The 18,409-nt window shown below is 51.7% G+C and carries 17 protein-coding genes; 5 read left to right on the plus strand and 12 right to left on the minus strand.

The annotated features are described in order from the left end of the window. Positions 1–20: 20 nt before the first annotated feature. Entirely contained in the window at positions 21–782 is a 762-nt protein-coding gene (locus NZM04_00305) for a metal ABC transporter ATP-binding protein (protein MCS7062485.1), read from the minus strand. A gap of 97 nt (positions 783–879) precedes the next feature. Here NZM04_00305 and mntR point away from each other — a divergent pair, with 97 nt between their 5' ends. Next, positions 880–1,317, plus strand: coding sequence for a manganese-binding transcriptional regulator MntR (gene mntR, locus NZM04_00310; protein MCS7062486.1), 438 nt, complete (start codon positions 880–882; stop codon positions 1,315–1,317). Between the two features lie 33 nt (positions 1,318–1,350). Continuing rightward, positions 1,351–2,244, plus strand: a complete 894-nt coding sequence (coxB, locus tag NZM04_00315) for a cytochrome c oxidase subunit II (GenBank protein MCS7062487.1) — start codon at positions 1,351–1,353, stop codon at positions 2,242–2,244. Between the two features lie 30 nt (positions 2,245–2,274). Here coxB and NZM04_00320 read toward each other — a convergent pair whose 3' ends face one another. Further along, positions 2,275–2,892: a thioredoxin family protein gene (locus NZM04_00320; GenBank protein MCS7062488.1), complete on the minus strand. Its 618-nt coding sequence runs from the start codon at positions 2,890–2,892 to the stop codon at positions 2,275–2,277. Positions 2,893–2,972: 80 nt separating this feature from the next. Between NZM04_00320 and NZM04_00325 the strand changes: the two genes are divergently transcribed. After that, positions 2,973–4,778 carry a hypothetical protein gene (locus NZM04_00325; GenBank protein MCS7062489.1) on the plus strand — a complete coding sequence of 602 codons (1,806 nt, stop codon included), beginning with the start codon at positions 2,973–2,975 and terminating at the stop codon, positions 4,776–4,778. Here the strand turns inward: NZM04_00325 and NZM04_00330 are convergent. The 10 genes from NZM04_00330 to NZM04_00375 form a co-directional block, all read right to left on the minus strand. Then, on the minus strand, positions 4,775–6,439 hold the full coding sequence (locus NZM04_00330; protein ID MCS7062490.1) for a sodium:solute symporter: 1,665 nt from the start codon (positions 6,437–6,439) through the stop codon (positions 4,775–4,777). The two genes, NZM04_00325 and NZM04_00330, sit on opposite strands and share 4 nt — an antisense overlap. A 16-nt stretch (positions 6,440–6,455) precedes the next feature. After that, positions 6,456–7,148: a DUF4230 domain-containing protein gene (locus tag NZM04_00335; GenBank protein ID MCS7062491.1), complete on the minus strand. Its 693-nt coding sequence runs from the start codon at positions 7,146–7,148 to the stop codon at positions 6,456–6,458. Then, positions 7,145–8,185, minus strand: a complete 1,041-nt coding sequence (gene lpxD / locus NZM04_00340; GenBank protein MCS7062492.1) for a UDP-3-O-(3-hydroxymyristoyl)glucosamine N-acyltransferase — start codon at positions 8,183–8,185, stop codon at positions 7,145–7,147. The genes NZM04_00335 and lpxD overlap by 4 nt, the downstream gene beginning before the upstream one ends. A gap of 66 nt (positions 8,186–8,251) precedes the next feature. Continuing rightward, on the minus strand, positions 8,252–8,842 hold the full coding sequence (locus NZM04_00345) for an OmpH family outer membrane protein (protein MCS7062493.1): 591 nt from the start codon (positions 8,840–8,842) through the stop codon (positions 8,252–8,254). A 45-nt stretch (positions 8,843–8,887) separates the two neighbouring features. After that, the gene (gene bamA, locus NZM04_00350; GenBank protein MCS7062494.1) at positions 8,888–11,425 is read right to left on the minus strand and encodes an outer membrane protein assembly factor BamA; all 2,538 of its coding nucleotides are present in this window, start codon (positions 11,423–11,425) and stop codon (positions 8,888–8,890) included. A gap of 36 nt (positions 11,426–11,461) precedes the next feature. Next, the gene (rplI, locus tag NZM04_00355) at positions 11,462–11,980 is read right to left on the minus strand and encodes a 50S ribosomal protein L9 (protein ID MCS7062495.1); all 519 of its coding nucleotides are present in this window, start codon (positions 11,978–11,980) and stop codon (positions 11,462–11,464) included. Between the two features lie 32 nt (positions 11,981–12,012). Then, positions 12,013–12,480: a single-stranded DNA-binding protein gene (locus NZM04_00360; protein ID MCS7062496.1), complete on the minus strand. Its 468-nt coding sequence runs from the start codon at positions 12,478–12,480 to the stop codon at positions 12,013–12,015. A 29-nt stretch (positions 12,481–12,509) separates the two neighbouring features. Further along, positions 12,510–12,872 carry a 30S ribosomal protein S6 gene (locus NZM04_00365; GenBank protein MCS7062497.1) on the minus strand — a complete coding sequence of 121 codons (363 nt, stop codon included), beginning with the start codon at positions 12,870–12,872 and terminating at the stop codon, positions 12,510–12,512. A gap of 3 nt (positions 12,873–12,875) precedes the next feature. Continuing rightward, positions 12,876–13,478, minus strand: a complete 603-nt coding sequence (gene pth / locus NZM04_00370) for an aminoacyl-tRNA hydrolase (protein MCS7062498.1) — start codon at positions 13,476–13,478, stop codon at positions 12,876–12,878. A 2-nt stretch (positions 13,479–13,480) separates the two neighbouring features. Then, positions 13,481–14,227, minus strand: coding sequence for a CHAP domain-containing protein (locus tag NZM04_00375; protein ID MCS7062499.1), 747 nt, complete (start codon positions 14,225–14,227; stop codon positions 13,481–13,483). A 14-nt stretch (positions 14,228–14,241) separates the two neighbouring features. Here NZM04_00375 and NZM04_00380 point away from each other — a divergent pair, with 14 nt between their 5' ends. Continuing rightward, positions 14,242–16,185 (plus strand): tetratricopeptide repeat protein, encoded by a 1,944-nt coding sequence (locus NZM04_00380; GenBank protein ID MCS7062500.1) that lies wholly within the window; start codon positions 14,242–14,244, stop codon positions 16,183–16,185. A gap of 235 nt (positions 16,186–16,420) precedes the next feature. Further along, on the plus strand, positions 16,421–18,409 hold a 1,989-nt coding region (gene cas3, locus NZM04_00385; GenBank protein MCS7062501.1), incomplete at its 3' end, for a CRISPR-associated helicase Cas3'.

Genomic DNA, 18,409 nt, shown 5'->3' on the forward strand with positions numbered 1-18,409 from the left:
GAAACCGCCATAGCTACTTTTCAAAAGGCCTCTAAAACCTCACTCAGAATTGTCAGGCGTCCCCCGTAAGTCTTCTGAAGGTTTTCAGGAGTAAAAACATCTTGCGTTTTCCCGTAAGCAATCAAGCGCGAATTCAGAAGCACTAGCTGATCAAAATAAGAACGTGCAGTAGCCAAATCATGGTGAACGACGAGAAGGGTCTTCCCTTGCCGCTTCAGTTCTTGGAGGACGTCAAGGATAGCGCTCTCCGTTGCTGCATCCACGCCTGCGAAAGGTTCATCCATAAGATAGAGATCACTTTCCTGCACTAAGGCGCGTGCGATAAAGACGCGTTGCTGTTGCCCGCCTGACAACTTTCCGATCTGACGGTGCGTAAAGGCTTCTAATCCGACACGTTGTATGGCTTTATATGCAGCGGCATAATCCTCTGGCCGCGGTCTCTGCAGCAGGCGGAGTTTCCCGTAACGCCCCATAAGCACCACGTCGAGCACATTCACTGGAAAATCCCAGTCCACGGATTCACGTTGTGGAATATATCCGATACGTTGACAAACTTTAGGATACGGCTGGCCAAAAATTTTTATCCATCCTGAAAGAGGTCGCAGTTGACCAATAATTGCTCGGAAGAGCGTAGATTTGCCAGCGCCGTTTGGCCCAATTATGCCGACTATAGAGCCAGGTTGTATGGCCAAATCCACCCCATAAAGAACAGGCTTTTTGTTGTAAGCGACCGAGAGGTTATGAATTTCGAGCGTCGGAGCTGTAGATTCAGCATCGACCATAGTTTGTAATTTGATTGTAGCTTAAGCTACATTTTTGGCAAGCAGCTACAGAATATGCCCTTGTCAAAAAGCTTATAGTTGAGGCAATTTTCTAGCTATGCGCAGAGCAAAACTCCATGAAGCTGAGTCGGCTGCAAATCTGCGCCACACTCGCGCTGCTCATGCTGAGGAAAGGTCCCAAGATTATCTCGAAACGATAGCAGACCTCATATTACAGCGTGGTGAAGCTCGTGCCACGGATCTTGCACGCGCATTAGGAGTTACACACGCCACTGTAGTCAGAATGGTGCAACGCTTGCAAAAACAAGGCTTAGTCAGCTCACTGCCTTATCGCTCTATATTTCTCACAACAAAAGGCCGCAAAATTGCTCAACAAGCCAAAAACCGTCACGAGTTGGTAGTGAGGTTTCTTGAGTCTATCGGTGTGCCTCCAGTCATCGCACGAAAAGATGCAGAGGGAATAGAACATCATGTGAGCGAAGAGACTCTCTCAGCCTTTGAACGTTTTGTTTTACGGAAGAAATCACGCGATTGACAAGGCTTTGGATGACCGTCTATCTATGCAGCGATGAGTATTTTCAGGCTTCCGCGAGCATCCCGATATTTTTCTTGGGGATCTATCCTCACAGCGATTTATCTTTCCGCTTTTTGCGTCTCCACTGAAGCGGCATTGCGTGATAGCAATCTTTGGTGGTCACCCCCCAATGTTACAGAGGGAGGCAAGGAAGTGGACGCATTATTGATGTTCATATTTGGACTGACGACCACCGTGTTTATTTTAGTCATGGGCACATTGATTTATTGTTTGTTCCGTTATCAACGTCGCCCCGGAGTCCCTGCAGTCTATTCTCACGGGAATAACACCCTTGAAATCGTATGGACAACCGTTCCCGCACTGATCTTCATAGGCCTTTGGATATGGAGCAACGACGCATGGCGGAAACTGCAAAATACAGCCAACATGCCTGAAGACACTTTGCGACTCGAGATTGTAGCGGAACAATACGGTTGGCATATCCGCTACCCAGGAGAGGACGGTATCCTAGGTAATAGCGGCGATCATCTCTACACAGACGAAAACAAACTAGGCATTGACCAGAGCGACCCGGCAAGTCACGATGACTTTGTAACCTATAACGAAATGACGATCCCAGTAAACCGTCACGTTCACATTCTCCTACGGTCACGCGATGTAATTCACGCTTTTTACGTCCCAGAATTTCGACTCTATCAGGACACGGTCCCGGGACGAAAAATTACATGGCTAAACTTTAGACCGATTGCCACAGGTAGATTCACTATCGCATGCAGTCAGCTCTGTGGAGTAGGCCATTACAACATGCAAGCGAAGTTGAACGTCGTCACTCCCGAAGAATACACTGCATGGATCAAAGAAAAACAGCAACAAAAACGCGCGACGAAAAGTATATCAACCAGCCAACGAGCACTAGCCAGTAACTAAATCCTCAAAGATCAAAAAAATTTGCGCCAGTCAGTTGGCATATTTTACCGAGCAACCATACGGAGTTGTGCTAGGGATCTTAACTTCCTTGCCTTCTAGCGCTGCCTGCAAAGCCTCTCGAACGTAATTAGTAGCCTTGGGCACGTCTTGGGGATCTACTGAACGAATGCTGTCTATCGCTCCAGCATAAATAACTTTTCCCTCAGGACTGATAATGAATAGATGTGGCGTTGTCTTTGCACCATAAGCGCGCCCAACTGTTCCTTCTTCATCGATAAGATATGCGGTGGGCACAGCCTTTTGTCGGGAAACTTCTTCAGCCACCTTCTCGCGGGGGAAATGCCCTTGCTTACCAGGTGCCGATGAACAAATTGAAAGCCATATCACCCCCTTTTCCGTGAACTCTCTCTGCAGCTTTTGCATGTCCCCATTCACATAATGCTTCTTCACAAACGGACATTGATAATTCACCCACTCCAGCACCACGAATTTACCACTGTAATCGGCCAGTTTGACTTCATCTCCAGCTGCACTAGGCAACGTAAATTCAGGAGCCTTGTCGCCAACTTTCACAGAGCTCACAGCTCCTTCATTGTTAAAAAAGATTATACTAACCAGTGCCAACAGTATTGATATTACTCTTTTCATAGCTTCCTTATTCTTACATACCTTGCGTGGTTCGCAAATCCACCCTTTCAAAAAATTTTTTAAATTCTAACCTAACCCCGATGACACAGTCAGCAGACCCTGACAAATTCATCCCACAAATCTCGGCATCCCCTCCTGTTTCTTATCCTCAAGACAGCCAGCAACCCACCTCAACTCCAGAGAAAAAACGTTCAAGGAGTAAACGCTTTATCTTTATCCTGCTACTCGGCGGGTTACTAATCGGCATCACACCCTATCTATACAACTGGTTAAAAGTCAGACGTGCAGAAAATCTCGTCCGCTCCATCGTAAACAATTCCAACAATCTTGTCGCCAACGAAAACTTCCTCAAAGTCCGATCCGCTTACAACCTCGCTCCGAATAGTCCAATAGTGCTTCGTGCTATGGCTGATGCACTCCTACAAGTGCAGCAACCCTACGCAGCGCGCTCTTTCCTCTCTCGCCTTGTCGCCATGCCTCAATCTACGCCTGATGATCACAAAATCTATGCCGAGCTTTTGCTCAAGCAGCGCGACCATGCTACCTTGATTAAATGGCTTGAACCTCACCTTAAGAAAAATCCTGTTCCCCCGCACATCTTGGAAATCCAATCCTGGCTTCTCCTCGAGCAAGGAAAAATTGCAGACGCCATCCAAGTAGCCCGATCCACCCAGAAAAATTATCCAAATGAATTGAGCCCTGGAGCGTTGACGCTTGCTCAACTTCTGCTCACCGATAAAAACCCCACACACCAAGAGGAAGGCGCACAAATCCTCAAACGCCTAATTGAAGACCCCCAGACTTCGAACAAAATCCGCATCGAAGCCGCACGCACCTTCTCTCATCTCAACTATCTCGCCCCCGAAGAAGCTGAAGAAGTCTCGCGGATCCTTCGCCTAAATCCTCTCGCCACACCTACGGACAATGTTCGCGCCCTACAACTCCTCACCCGCCTCAAACTCCGCACACCCGAGCAACTCATCTCCGAAGTTCAACACCTCGCCAAACGCAACTCCGGCTCTCTAGCCGCTATTTTAGATTGGCTACTAGACAACAAACTCTACGACGTAGCACTCGAGCTTGTGCCAAAGGAGATCGCTAAAAACGACAACCTCCTCATGAATCTCCACCTATCCGTTCTTCAACGTGCAGGCATGTGGGATACTCTCCTTAAAACTCTCGAAGAAGAGAGCGACATCTTAGACCACTGGCAACGCCTCCTTCACACCGTTTACTACATGCGTTACAAGGGCACGCCCCTTCAATACCGAGATGCTTGGGAAGATCTCATGCGCCATCTTCCTCGTGAGCCTGCCTATCTGAGGACTATCGCCATGGCAGCTCTCGATTTACAAGAGTATCTTTACGCCACCACTCTTTTCAACCGCCTCACTGCGCATCCAATGTTTGCCCGCGAAGCGCATCTCCACTTGATCGCGCTTGGTGATCGCAATCATAGCTTTGAAGATTGGCTACGTATCTTACAACGTGCTGAGCCCTATTTTAAAAATGATTCAAGTTATAACCTTCAACTCGATTACTGTTACTTAATGCTCAACATTGACCGTCACCTCGTCATCCCCCGTATCCTACAAGCTTTCAACGAAAATCCGACTTCAATCGTTCACCGCTGCCTAGCAGCCCTCGCACTCCTCTTTGATGGTAAAGCACAGGATGGCTACCGTTTGTTGACCGCAGTAGAAATTAACTGGTCTATTGCACAGCCGCGTTGGCTCGTCGTCAAAGCCTGCCTCGAAGCCGCATCCGGCGATCAAGTGGCTGCTCGATTGACTCGCTCTCAAATCGACGAAAAGCAACTCAAAATCGAAGAAATCAACCTCCTCAACCGCTACGTCTCCGCCATCCCTCCTCGCTCTTCAAACTAATCCCTCTGCGGCGCATGAGCCTTCAATTGAGTGAGCACTGCATCAGGCGTCCTGCGTAAGACGCCTACTGCCATCGTCACAAGACATCCCACAAATACATACCACGGCCAAGCAATTGCCGGCCACCATTCAGGCAACATAAGCCCGAAATTCCAATAAAGCTTGATCTCCTCCAGCGTCATCCGGAGACCAAAAAGCTCAGGCGGAAGCGGAATCTGCACTTTGCACAATACGAGCACAGCAAACATCCCGACAACCATCGATAACACATTCCATTCATCGTGTCCTCTACCTTTGGTTACCACACCCAGCAAAAAAACCGCTAAAAGCGATCCATATGTATAACCCATGACACCAAGAGCAATCGGAATGATCGTCAGCGTCGCATCCGTCAAAACTGCTTGGGCTGCTAAGGTCGCAACCAAGATCATCAAAATGCCAAAGACAGCGGTCGCTATGCGTGCCGCAAAAATGAGCCGCCGATCATCGCTGCCTTTTGAAAAATAAGGCTCGTAAAAATCTTTTACAAAACTTGTTGCTAGCGCATTGAGAGCCGCCGATGTCGAGCCCATCATTGTCGCCAGCACTCCAGCGATCACAAGACCACGAATCATAGTAGGCATTTCGTTGACGATATAGTGTGCAAAGACTTCATTTTGTGCTGCAGGCAAGACTTTTTCAGGATGCACTGCGTAGAAGACATACAGCAGCACACCGACGCTTAAAAATAAAACAACGATTGGGATGTCCGCCAGGCCACTTAAAACCAAAGAAAGCCGAGAGCGTATGTGATCTTTCGCCGTAAGCATCCGCTGCACCATATCCTGATCCGTGCCGTGCGTAGCCATAGTGAAAAATGTCGAAGCAATTAAAGCTGCAAAAAGTGTGTAGGGCTGCTCCAGCATGTGTTTTAGGGCTTCGCCAAAGGGACGACTGCTGTCCCACCCCCATGTGAAGACTGGCACCCCACCGCTGGCTGCAAGTTGAGTCTGTATCGTCTCCCATCCGCCAGGAATCGCTAAAAAAATCGCGACCAAAGCGAAAATCACTGAACCGATCATGAGACAGGCTTGAATCAAATCCGTCCATACAACGGCCTTGATTCCGCCAACAGCAGTGTAAAGCGTAGTCACTGCAGTGACGAAAACTATCCCCCAAAAATATGTTTCAAGAGTGACCGCAGCATTAGGAAACAAGAAACGCCAAACTACAACAAAAATTACTCCTCCGAGATAAAGGCGGACGCCGATGCCTAGAACCCGCGTAAGAAGAAATATCGCAGCAGCCATATCTCGTGTGCGAGGACCAAAACGTAGCTGTAGAAACTCATAGATGCTTTGCACACGATAACGGTAGTATGGTTCGATAAAAAGCCATGCGATGATAAAGCGCGCTAAGACGGTGCCGATAACAAGCTGCCCGTAGAGGTAACCACGTGTTTTGAACCCTTCAGCAGGCGTGCCCAAAAAAGTCGCAGCGCTCGTTTCTGCCGCAATAATAGAAGCTAATACGGCCCACCATGGAATACTTCGACCGCCAACAGTGAAGTCAGTGAGTTTGCTGTTTTTTCTTCCCGCCCAAAGACCGATTCCGACGATGGTCAAAAAGTAGACCACGATGACGATCGCATCGAGTGTCACCGCTACGGCGTGTGATGACATAAGATGGCGGGCTGTGCTACGACCCTTTGTCCGTTTGCTTAATTTTAAAGTCTATTTTTTGGCCATTCATTTGAGCGAGTTCTCGGAGTCGAAGAATGACTTGTTCTTCGGCCATACGCTTCAACTCTGTATTCGCCTCTGCTTGCTCTCGGATCCGGGCGAGAAAGCCATTGATTGCATTTTGGCGGTCTTCATCGTTTACCCAATTGATTATGCCGCTATCAGATTTGAATGTGAGCTCTCCAATTATTTCTACGGAGAGCAGCTTAGCCGGTGGCATCGCGGCAGATAGGCTTTCGTCGGTTTCGTTATACTCGATGAGAAATGGCTCAGTGAGATCAAATCCATACTTGGCATTGTAGAGCCCTGAGACTGTAATGCGCTTGGTGCTTCCCATCCAGGTGTGTTCCCAAGAATGGGTGGCTTCGTTAATTCGATCGACTACAGAAAACTCTGCGATGCTGCGCGGAGAGTTAAAGGGCTCTTCTTTGTGATTGACAATAAGAGCGGGGGTGACTTGAAAAAAGTCGGTGAGGAGTCTCTTAGCCCGCGCTGCAGCTCGCTCCCCCGCTGAAATAAAGGCTTGCGCTTGTTGCGTGGCAATGTCACGAGTGCGCTGCCACAATCGCTGAATGATCCAATATCCTCCTCCGATAATCGTTATACCAATCAAGATGGATGCGAGGAGAAATCGGATCGAGGTTTTCATGTATGCAGCTTAAGCTCAGCGAGACGTTTTTCAAGTGAGCGAATCTTTTGCAAGATCTCGGGAAGCTTGCGCATGGCTGCTTCGACTTTGAGGCTTTCTCTCAAAGGTAGTGCATGTCGGCCGGCAAGGGTCGCACGAGGAGGAACGTTTTTCGCGACACCGGACTGGGCGGTGATCGTGGCTTGGTCGCCGATTTCAAGGTGTCCCGCAATACCAGCTTGTCCGGCGATTGTCACATAGCGGCCGAGGACGGTGCTACCAGAGATGCCAGCTTGTGCAACGATGATACTATGAGCGCCGATGATGACGTTGTGCGCAATTTGGACAAGGTTGTCTATTTTGACGCCTTCCTGAATCCAAGTGCGATCGAAACGGCCACGGTCTATCGTGGTATTAGCGCCGATTTCAACGTCATCGTCTATCTGAACGTAGCCGTTTTGCGGTATTTTTTTGTGTCGACCCTCTGCGAATTCATATCCGAAGCCATCCGCGCCAATCACAGCTCCGCTATGAACAATGACGCGATCGCCGATCTGCGTGTATTCACGAATGACGACTTGTGGATAGATGTGTGTTTGTTTTCCTATATGACTCCCTTCGCCAATATAGACGTGAGGCTCAATAATTGTATCTTCACCAATGACCACATTTTCCTCGATGATCACGTAAGCACCAATGCTGGCTGTGGAATGAATCTGTGCTGAGGGGGCAACTATTGCCGTCGGATGAACACCTGGTGTGGGATGACGTCTAGGAGGGGGCATGAAAAGCGCGGCGACCTGCGTAAAAGCTTGATAAGGATCGGCGACGCGAATTTGTGCTTGGGCATAGTTGTGCGGATAATCGGGGGGCAGCAATATTACGGCCGCTTTCGTTTTTTGGGCAAGAGGCTCATAGCGTTGATGCCCGAGAAAGACGACAGAATTCGCATCTGCGAACCGCAGGTCACTAATGCGTTGAACTTTGATTTCGGGATTACCTGTGAGCGTGCCACCCAAAATATCTGCTAACTCCCTAGCAGAATATTCTTTTGGCATGGGTCGCTGCACTACAAATTGAGTTGCTCTTGGTTAGTCTTATTGGCGTGTTATCGATCCGCTAGGTTATTGTTTATTATTGGACGCCGCGGGAGGTTTGTTTGCATTCAGGATTTTGATTATATCCTGGGTGATATCTTTCTGTCCCTCAGAATATAGCAGAGTGAGTGTGCCTGAAATACCTTTCGCTGAAATATCGAATATCAGATTATATTTGTTATCCCTACCGTATTTTTCGACTACTTTTGTGATCTCGTCTATGATACCTTGGCGCATGCGGGTGCTTTGTTCTTCAAACTGCCGTCCTCGAGTGGTGCGGAATTCTTGGATGCGGCGCTCCATGTCTTGCACTTGTTTGATTTTAGCCTCAAATGCTTTCTGCCTTTCTTTGCGGGCCGCTTCGGTGAGGGCTTGATCAGTGACTTGATCTCGAAGTTTTTGCGTTTCGTCCACCAGTTTTTGGAAGTCTGTTTGCATTTCCTGGAGTTCTTTTTGAAATTGGTTTAGACGGTCGTTGAGGAGTCCTTGCGTCTCTTGCGTCTTGTAGTATTCAGTGAATACTTTCTGCAGGTCGACGACCGCGATGTTGAGAGATTGAGCCTGCATCGCTACTAGTGGAACGAGGTATGTGAGGAGGGAGAGTAGTGTTTTTTTCATATTTGTTAGAATTTTTAAGGTTTAGATAAGAATACGATTTTAGGTTTAGAATTGGTATCCTACATCGAAATGGAATTTACCATCTGAGTCGTTGTATTCATCCGATTTGATGGGGATACCAAAATCAAAACGCAACGGGCCTATCGGTAGATTTAAGCGGATACCGAATCCAACGGATGCATTGAAGAGATCAAACATATCGCCATAATGAGCAAACCGCGGATCAACAAATCCCGCGTCAATGAATACAGCTCCTCGCACACGATCTATGATCGGGACTGTAAGTTCAAGATTAACAAAACCGAATGTTCGACCTCCAATCGGCTCATTGAGGGAATCGCGAGGACCTACATCTCGATTGTCAAATCCGCGGATTGAACGAGAACCACCTATGAAGAATCGGTCATATATCGGCACAAACTCCGAATCATCATAACGATTTACTACCCCTGTTGAGAGATTAAATGAGAGGATCAAATCGTAAGGAAGAGACCAAAATTTTTGTGCATCGATTTGGAAGCGGTAGATATTCGTTTGCCCCATTAGGACAGGGCCTCCGGCTATTTCCGCTGTAAAATCTATTCTTTCTCCCTTCCGCGTGAGGAAAACATTGTCGCGGGTGTCGTAAGAAAGCATGGCTGTCAAACTACTTTTAGATCGACCTCCTCTCTCTCTTAAAAGCTCAGGGGAAGCAGATGTGCTAAAATCAAACATTTCTATATTCTCGAGCTGATATCGTAAGCTCGCTGTCCAGTAGTCATTAAGGGCGCGAGCCACCCGGATGGCACCTCCTACCCTTCTTTCATTATAAAGAGTGCTAAGATAGCTTGATTCCCGAGCGAAAAGATCAAAGCCAAAAGCAAGCCTTTGGTCTAAAAACCAAGGTTCCGTAAAGGAAAGCAGAAAATCGCGACGTTTTAGACCATATTGGATACGCGTTCTAAACTTTTGCCCTGCACCTGTGAAACTTGGCCACTTTCCTATGTCGAAATTACCCTGGGACAATTCGATGAATCCAACGAGGCTGTCTACTGAACTGAAGCCCGCACCAAATGATATGCTTCCTGTGCGTTTTTCCTGGACTGTGATTAAGATATTCTTTCTGTTCGGGACCTGGGTTTCTTGCGGAGCAATATCAACTTTCTCAAAATAACCTAAGTTCTCTAAACGCGCTTTGCTTGCTTTGACACTTGTGCTGTCGTATATATCGCCAGGAGCTATTGCAAGTTCACGGCGAATCACCTTGTCCTTGGTGCGGTTATTTCCCTGAATGATAATTCGATCAACCGTTGATTGGACACCCTCACTGATATTATAAACTATATCAACTGTAGCTGCTTCATAATTCGCCGAGCGCTCTGGAAATATATCGACATCTATATACCCCTTTTGCCCATATAGATCCTGGATGGCTTCTATATCAGCTTGGAGTGCTTGCGGTGAATAAATTTCATTTTCAATCATCTTAGTTTTAGCTTTGATCTGCTCTGTTGAGTATATTTCATTCCCTCGATATTCTATTGTCCCTACTCTATATTGCTTCCCTTCATTTATAGTAATGAGCAAGTGCATTTCGTTTTCTTTAACGGTGAGGGTTTGAAAATCGGTAATACTCATGTCTATAAATCCTTTCCCTTGATAATAATCCCTTATAGCTCGCAAATCCTCATTGATTTGGTCATCTTTATATCGACCAGATTTATTGATGAACCAAAGCCAATTCTTCTCCTTAGTCTTCATTTGCTTTTTTAATTCTTTATCTTTAATAGACGCATTTCCTTCGAATTTAATTTTAGTCACATAAGCCTTAGTGCTTTCTGATATATTAAACGTCACAGTCGCGCGCCCAAACTCCTCATTTACGTCCGTCTTGTATGTGACTTGGACCTGGCTATACCCTCTATCAAGATATAGTTCTTTTATCTTGTCGGCGTCAGTGGCAACTTGGCGTTCATCCAATGGTGCCCCAACCTTTGATTTGATTTCCTTGCGTAGACGTGCCTCATTTATCGCTTTATATCCAGTAATAATTATATCCTTGATCAATGGCTTGGGTTGGACCACAACAATCACCTTAACGCCATCCTTATAAGGCTCGTCAGAAATCCTCAGATTAGTGAATAATCCTGTAGCATACAAATTTCGTATATCTTCATCCACACCTGCTACTGTATAAGGTTGGCCTACTGTCGTTCGCATGTTTGAAAGGATGACGTTCTTATTTACAGACTTGGGCCCCACATAAAGAATTTCTATTTCACGAACAATTGGCGTAGGCACTTCCTTTGTTGATTCCTGTTCGCTTTTATCATCGAAAACTTCTGCTCCCCTGTCCGTATATCCCACTTCATCCTCACCACTATGTTCATCGATGTCGCGACTTGGCATTGCAGGAGTCTGAGGCAGACCTGCTGCAGGATCATTGGATTGTGCCAAGGTCCCTTCTCCGCACACCTCTTGTATCAAAAAGAAAACCCCACACAGGCATAACCACATCAAGCGGCACATTACACTAAGTGCATCTAAAAAGTAACGGTTATTCATTTCTGTTAAATCAAGACCTACGGCACTCTGCTTGTTCAATCAAGTTTGTAAAGTCTAATTAAATCTCTGCTAGCCTCATTTTTTGTTTCCATCCGCTGTTTTCTTGGGCTTAGCTTTTTTATCACTCTTCTTGTCACCGCTCTGAGGCACTTCTACAGCAACTCGAACCTTTGCTACCACCTCCGGATGAAGCTGTATAGCCACTTCATGATCCCCAGAGTCTTTGATAGCCCTCGGAAGCTGAATCTTCTTGCGGTCAATCTCAAAACCCTCCTCCTTCAGCTTTTGTGCAATATCCTGCGTCGTTACCGATCCAAAAACTTTCTCCTGCCCCGCTGCTCCCGTTAATGTAAAAGTCAGCTTCACTCGACTTAATCTCTGCGCCAATTCCTGCGCCTCATTTAATTCCTGTGCCTCCCTCTCCGCCCGCTTCTTCTTAAGCTGCTCAAGCTGTTGCTTCGATGCTGCAGTCGCCAACACCGCATACCCCCGCGGAATGAGATAATTCCTAGCATAACCCGGACGCACAGAAACTAAATCTGCCTCCGCACCCAAGGCCGGCACTTTCGTTTTTAATATCACTTCTACGTCCATATTTCGAACTCCTTTCTTCCTGCTTTTTGAACTTAAAACGGTATATCATCCTCAGGAATATCGGCCATAGCCGCATCATCTGATCCCGCTGACTTTCGCTCCAAAGATCCATCCGAAGCCTGTCCCCCGCCTCGTTTTTCTTGCGATTCTGCACCACTCGATCGTCCCCCACCTCGTCCCAAAAACTGCACCCGTTCCGCTCGCACCCGGATTCGATTCCGCTTTTCCCCATCCTTAGTCTCCCACTGCTCATATTGCAAACGCCCTTCGACAAATATCGGCGACCCCTTAGTCAAATACTCCTTACATGTCTCCGCCTGCCGCCCCCACGCCACGACGTCCACATAGCATACCTCATCTCTGATCTGCCCGTCTTGTGCACGATAAGTGCTATTTATCGCCAAACCCATATCCGCTACAGCCACCCCCTTAGGCGTGTAACGCACCTCAGGATCACGCGTCAGATTTCCTATCAGCATTACCTTATTCAAATCAGCCATAACCCACTCTCCCAAAATCCTCTCTTCTCTTAATCCACCTCCACTTGTTCCGCATCCGCCGCCGCAGCTGTCCCAGCCCCGACCACACGTCCATAGTCCTTGGGCTTCTCCTCTCTAAAATAAACCTGCCGAAATACATGCTCATTAAAACGCAACCGTTGTTGCACCCCCTTCAAGTTCTCAGGCTCCATCAAAAACTGTATACTCACATAATAACCACTATCTATATCATGATCTCCGCGCGCAAACTTCCGACGATCCATCTTCTGCGTCCCCACTATCTCGCCTCCTCCCCCCACAATCTCCTTCTCCAAACCCTCTATGACCCCCTTCAGATCATCCTCCCTATCTTTCAAATCCAAAATAAATATCCCCTGATAACGTCTCTTCATAGGTCAACTCATCTCCATTCTTCTATTAAAGAATTGCATAGCTAGCGACAATCCCTCACGTTGGCAACAACAAACTGCATCCACCGCCCGCTCCACCATCTCCCGCATCCTCCCCTCCTCATCCCGCCTAAAACGCCCCAACACATACTCCTCAAGCGTCATCCCCGGCTCCATAGCCCCACCCACCCCACACCGCACTCGCGCATAATCCCTCCCTCCAAGCGACTCCTCAATCGAGCGCAATCCATTATGCCCACCACTCCCCCCACCTCCTCGCACCCGCACCCTCCCCAAAGGCAACGCCACATCATCCACCACCACCAACACCTCCTCCACCCTCCCCCTCTCCCAAGCCAACGCTCTCCTCACCGCCTCCCCACTCCGATTCATCCACGTCATCGGCTTCATCACCCAATACCGCTCACCATCCTCCCCACGCCCCTCCGCCACCTCCGCCTCCCACTCCCTCTCCAACCTCCAACTCAGCCCCCTCCGCTTCACCAACTCATCCACCACCATAAACCCCACATTATGCCGCGTCCCCACATACCGCTCCCCAGGATTCCCCAACCCCACAATCCACCGAAATCGCCTACGCTCCCCCATCCTCACTCACCCCCTCCTCGCACCACGCGTCCTCCTCCCCATCCCCCATCACCCCTCTCCCCCTCCCGATAATCCTCCTTCCTCATCCACCCCACCACCTCCCCCTCCTCCCCCACCCAATGCTGCCCCGCCTCCACCCTATACGCCCACCGCTCCCTTGTCCGCCCTCGCACATTCTGCTGCACCACCTCCACATACCCCGCCCCCCTATTCACCTCACTGATCACCGCCACATGCCCATACCGCGTCCACGCCACCACCAATAAATCATCTGCAGCCGGCGCCACCGCCCCCCCATTCCGATACTGTCGCAGACCGCGCGCCTCATTCATCCCCCCATCCTCCACCTCCTCATCCCAAAAATCAATCGCATGCCCCATTACCTCAGGCATCCGATGCCCCTTCGCCTGATAAAAAAACCGCTTCACAAACTCCACGCACTGCCACTTCTGCCCATAGTAATACCCACACCACGCATAATGCCGCCCCCAACTCCGCACATAATCCTCCCCATTATCATACACCGCCACCCCCTTATACCGATCCAACACCCGCGCCCCCCCATCCCCATACACACTAAAATACTTCCACCACACCCAAAAACCAATCCACCCCAACCCCACCAATCCAAAAACCAACAACCCCTTTCTCATCCCCTCCACACTACCTCTCCCCCATCCATCCGCAAAACAAAAAACTCCCATTTCAACACAAACTCTGGCATACACATCCCCCACCCTCTCACCCATCCGCTCCCACTACCGTGAAACGCAAATCCCCGCCCCGACCGCAACCTCACACCCCTCGAAAAAATACCGCCTCCCTCGCCCTCATCCTCCTCATCGCCCTTCCCACCGTCCTCTTCATCCAGACCGCCACCTTCCAATTCCTCTGGGACGACGCCCGAGGCACCATCCTCAAAAACCCCCTACTCTCCCCCCCATCCCTCTCCAACGCCCTCTCCGCCTGGTTCACCATCCACAGCGACCTCTACATGCCCTTCACCCTCACCATCTGGTCACTCACAGCCGCCCTCTCCTACACCCTCTTCGGCGCTCTCCACCCCGCCCCATTCCACCTCACCAACGTCCTCATCCACCTCATCTCCACCCTCCTCGTCTGGCACCTCCTCCATACCCTCCTCGCCCGCCTCCACCATATCAAAATCCTCAATCCCCCCTCTCAACCCCCACCCACCACCGCCACATCCCTCATCCCTTCACCACACCTTCCCCCCCTCCTCGGCGCCCTCCTCTACGCCATCCACCCCCTCCAAGTCGAACCCGTCGCCTGGTGCTCCGCCACCAAAGACCTCCTCGCCACCGCCCTCGCCTTCACCACCCTCCACCTCTACCTCAAAACCCTCCACCACCCCTCCACCCACACCCACTCCCCCACAACCGCCACCGCCGCCATCCTCCGCTCCAAAACCTACCTCCTCGCCACCCTCACCCTCCTCCTCGCCCTATCCTCAAAAGTCCACGCCATCGTCATCATCCCCATAACCGCCCTAATCGACCTCCTCCTCTACCGCACCCGCCGCCCCATCCACGTCCTCCTCCCCCTCATCCCCTGGCTCCTACTCGCCCTCACCTTCATCATCATCGCACGCCAACTCCAACCCCACGAACGCCTCCTCTACATCCCCCCCATCTGGACCCGCCCCCTCATCGCCGCCGACGCCCTCAGCTTCTACCTCCAAAAACTCCTCCTCCCCATCCACCTCTGCTTCGACTACGGCCGCACACCCCAATGGCTCCTCTCCCAACCCCACCCCTGGCTCCACGCCCTCCCCTCACTCCTCCTCCTCATCCTCGCCACCATCCCACGCCAGCGCCTCCTCTTTCTCCTCCCCCTCCTCCTCTTCTACCTCGGCTTCCTCTCCGTCTCAGGCCTCATCCCCTTCTTCTCCCAACGCATGAGCACCGTCTCCGACCGCTACGCCACCATCGCCCTCCTCGGCCCCGCCCTTGCCCTTTCCCTCCTCGCCTACCGTTTCCCACGCGTCACCCTCCCCCTCAGCCTTGTCGCCCTCGCCCTCCTCACCCTCCGCTCACACGCCCAACTCCAACACTGGCGCAACGAATACGCCCTCTGCACCCACGCCCTCCGCCTCAACCCCCACTCATGGATGGCCCACAACAACCTCGGCATGCACTACCTCGACCAAATGCAACCCACCCTCGCCGAACGCCACCTCCGCCTCTCTATCCAACACTACCCCCGCTACCACGACGCCCACAACAACCTCGGCGTCGCCCTCAACTACCAAGCCCGCTACCAAGAAGCCGCCGAGCACCTCCTCACCTCCATCTCCATCCGCGACACCATCCCCGACACCCACAACAACCTCGCCCTCTCCTACATCGGCCTGCGCCGCTACGACGACGCCATCGCCGCCGCCCAACGCGCCCTCGCCCTCGACCCCCACTTCACCTTCGCCCACTTCAACCTCGCCCGCGCCTACCTCGAAAAAAACCAACCCGACCTCCTCCCCCTCGCCGAACGCCACCTCCTCACCGGCCTCCGCCGCCTCCCCAACGACCACCTCGCCCGCTACTACCTCGCCCTCACCTACCAACGCCTCGGCCGCCTCCCCGAAGCCCTCGCCCAAGCCCAGATCGCCCTTCGCCTAGCCCCCGCTCAAGCAGACTACCGCCGCCTCGCCGACACCCTCCAGACCGCCCTCGCCACTCCGCGCCCCTAGCTAGCCTCCGCGCCACACCACCCCATCCCCTCCCTTTTTTTTTCAGCTCAACTCCATACCGCCACTCCCTCACACCCTCTTTCTCCTCGAATCCCGCCTAATCCCCCGCACCACAAAAAAACAAACTCTTTCCCTTCCTCCTCTCACCACCTCCTCAAAAAAAATCTCAATTTTCCCTCAAAAAAATTGTCCATATTCCCGGCTGAAATTGCATATATAATTAGAACTTCAACCAATGACCCACTACGCCCACACCGCCGAAGACGCACACGGCAACCCACTTCCCGAAGAGTCAGGAAAATGGCAGCCGCTCGACCGCCACTTGCGCGCAGTAGCGACCCTGGCCAAGCGCTTCGCCGAGCCTCTAGGTCTGGCCGCCGAGGCTGAACTCGCCGGCCTCCTACACGATTTGGGAAAATACCGCCCCGAATTTCAACAAATGCTCCGGGGCCAACGCCGCAGCACTCTTGAAACCCAACACGCAATTTTCGGCGCTGCCTGGGCCTTCAAGCGTGCCACAACAGACAACAAACTCGCCGGCACAGCCTTCGCCGTCGCAGGCCACCACGCCGGTCTGCACGACTGCGGCGACCTGCAGCAACTTGTCGAGACCCACCGCTTGCGCCCGCTCGCAACAGCCAATGAGCTCCTACACCTGCTCCAAACCGAACTTGGCCCGTTGCCAGCCCTCCCCAATCCTCCGTCTTGGGTGACGAACGCCCTCTCCACCGATCTCTACACCCGCCTCCTCTTCTCCTGCCTAGTAGACGCCGACCGCCTCGACACCGCCTCCTGGCCAAATACCCCACCACCAGAAAAGTCGCTCGAAACCGACCGCCTCCTCGCCGCAATCGAAGCAGAACGCCAACGCAAAACCAACGCAAACCTCCACAGCCCTCTCACAGCTCTCCGCAACCGCATCTTCGACGCTTGCCTCGAGCGCGCCGCGCAGCCACCGGGCTTTTTCTCGCTTACTGTTCCGACCGGCGGCGGCAAAACCCTCTCCTCAATGGCCTTCGCCCTGGCCCACGCCAAGGCGCACAACCTGCGCCGCGTCATCGTCGTCATCCCATACCTCTCCATCATCGAACAAAACGCCGCCGAATACCGCCGCATCCTCGGCCACGACGTAGTATTAGAACACCACTCCAACGTCAGCCCACCCACCAACCCCAACCAAGAAGAAAAACACCACCTCGATCTAGCCTCAGAAAACTGGGACGCCCCCATCATCGTCACCACCTCAGTCCAATTCCTCGAATCCCTCTTCGCCGCCTCACCCTCACGCTGCCGCAAACTCCACCGCATCCCCCGCTCAGTCGTCATCCTCGACGAAGTGCAGACCCTCCCCCCACACCTACTCGCCCCCTGCTTCAATGTCTTCCGCGAACTCCAACGCCACTACGGCGTAACCTTCCTCTTCTGCTCCGCCACCCAACCCGCATTCCGCCGCGCCGGCTCGCTGCCGAAGGACTTTTTCGAGCCACACGAACTGCGGGAAATTGCCCCCGATCCGCCGGAACTTTTCCGGCAACTGCGCCGCGTGGACTATCACCTGCCTGCCGACGGCGAAGCGCTCGATTGGCCCACCCTCGCCCAACGCCTCGCCACACACCCGCAAGTCCTCTGCGTCGTCAACCTGACGCGCCACGCGAAAGAACTCTGGGAAGAACTGCGCCGCCAACGCCCCAACGATCCGCCGCCCATCCACCTTTCCGCCGCCATGTGCCCGCGCCACCGGCTTGCCCTGATTCGGCTTATCCGCCTGCGGTTGAGAAAAGGTCTGCCCTGCCGCGTCATTTCCACGCAGCTCATCGAGGCTGGCGTGGATGTGGATTTCCCCGTCGTGTGGCGCGCTCTGGGGCCGCTCGATTCCATCGTGCAAGTCGCCGGTCGCTGCAACCGCGAGGGTCGGCTTAAGGACTCGGCGGGGAATCCGATTCGAGGCCACATGCACGTTTTTCGCCCGGCCGACCACAAGCTACCCAAAGGCGTTTACCAAGCCGCCGCAGACCAGACCGCCATCACCCTCAGTTCCCTTGGCCAAGGCCCACAAGCCACCGACCGCCTAGCCACCGACCCCCAACTGTTCGCCGACTACTTCCAGAATCTTTACCAAATGGTAAACACCGATTACGCCCGACGCGGCGAAACCACCATCCAACAAGACCGCGAACAACTCCGCTTCCGCCAAGTCGCCGCAAATGCCAAAGTCATCACCGAC

It is taken from the genome of Candidatus Methylacidiphilales bacterium, from assembly GCA_025056655.1.
GTDB lineage: Bacteria > Verrucomicrobiota > Verrucomicrobiia > Methylacidiphilales > JANWVL01 > JANWVL01.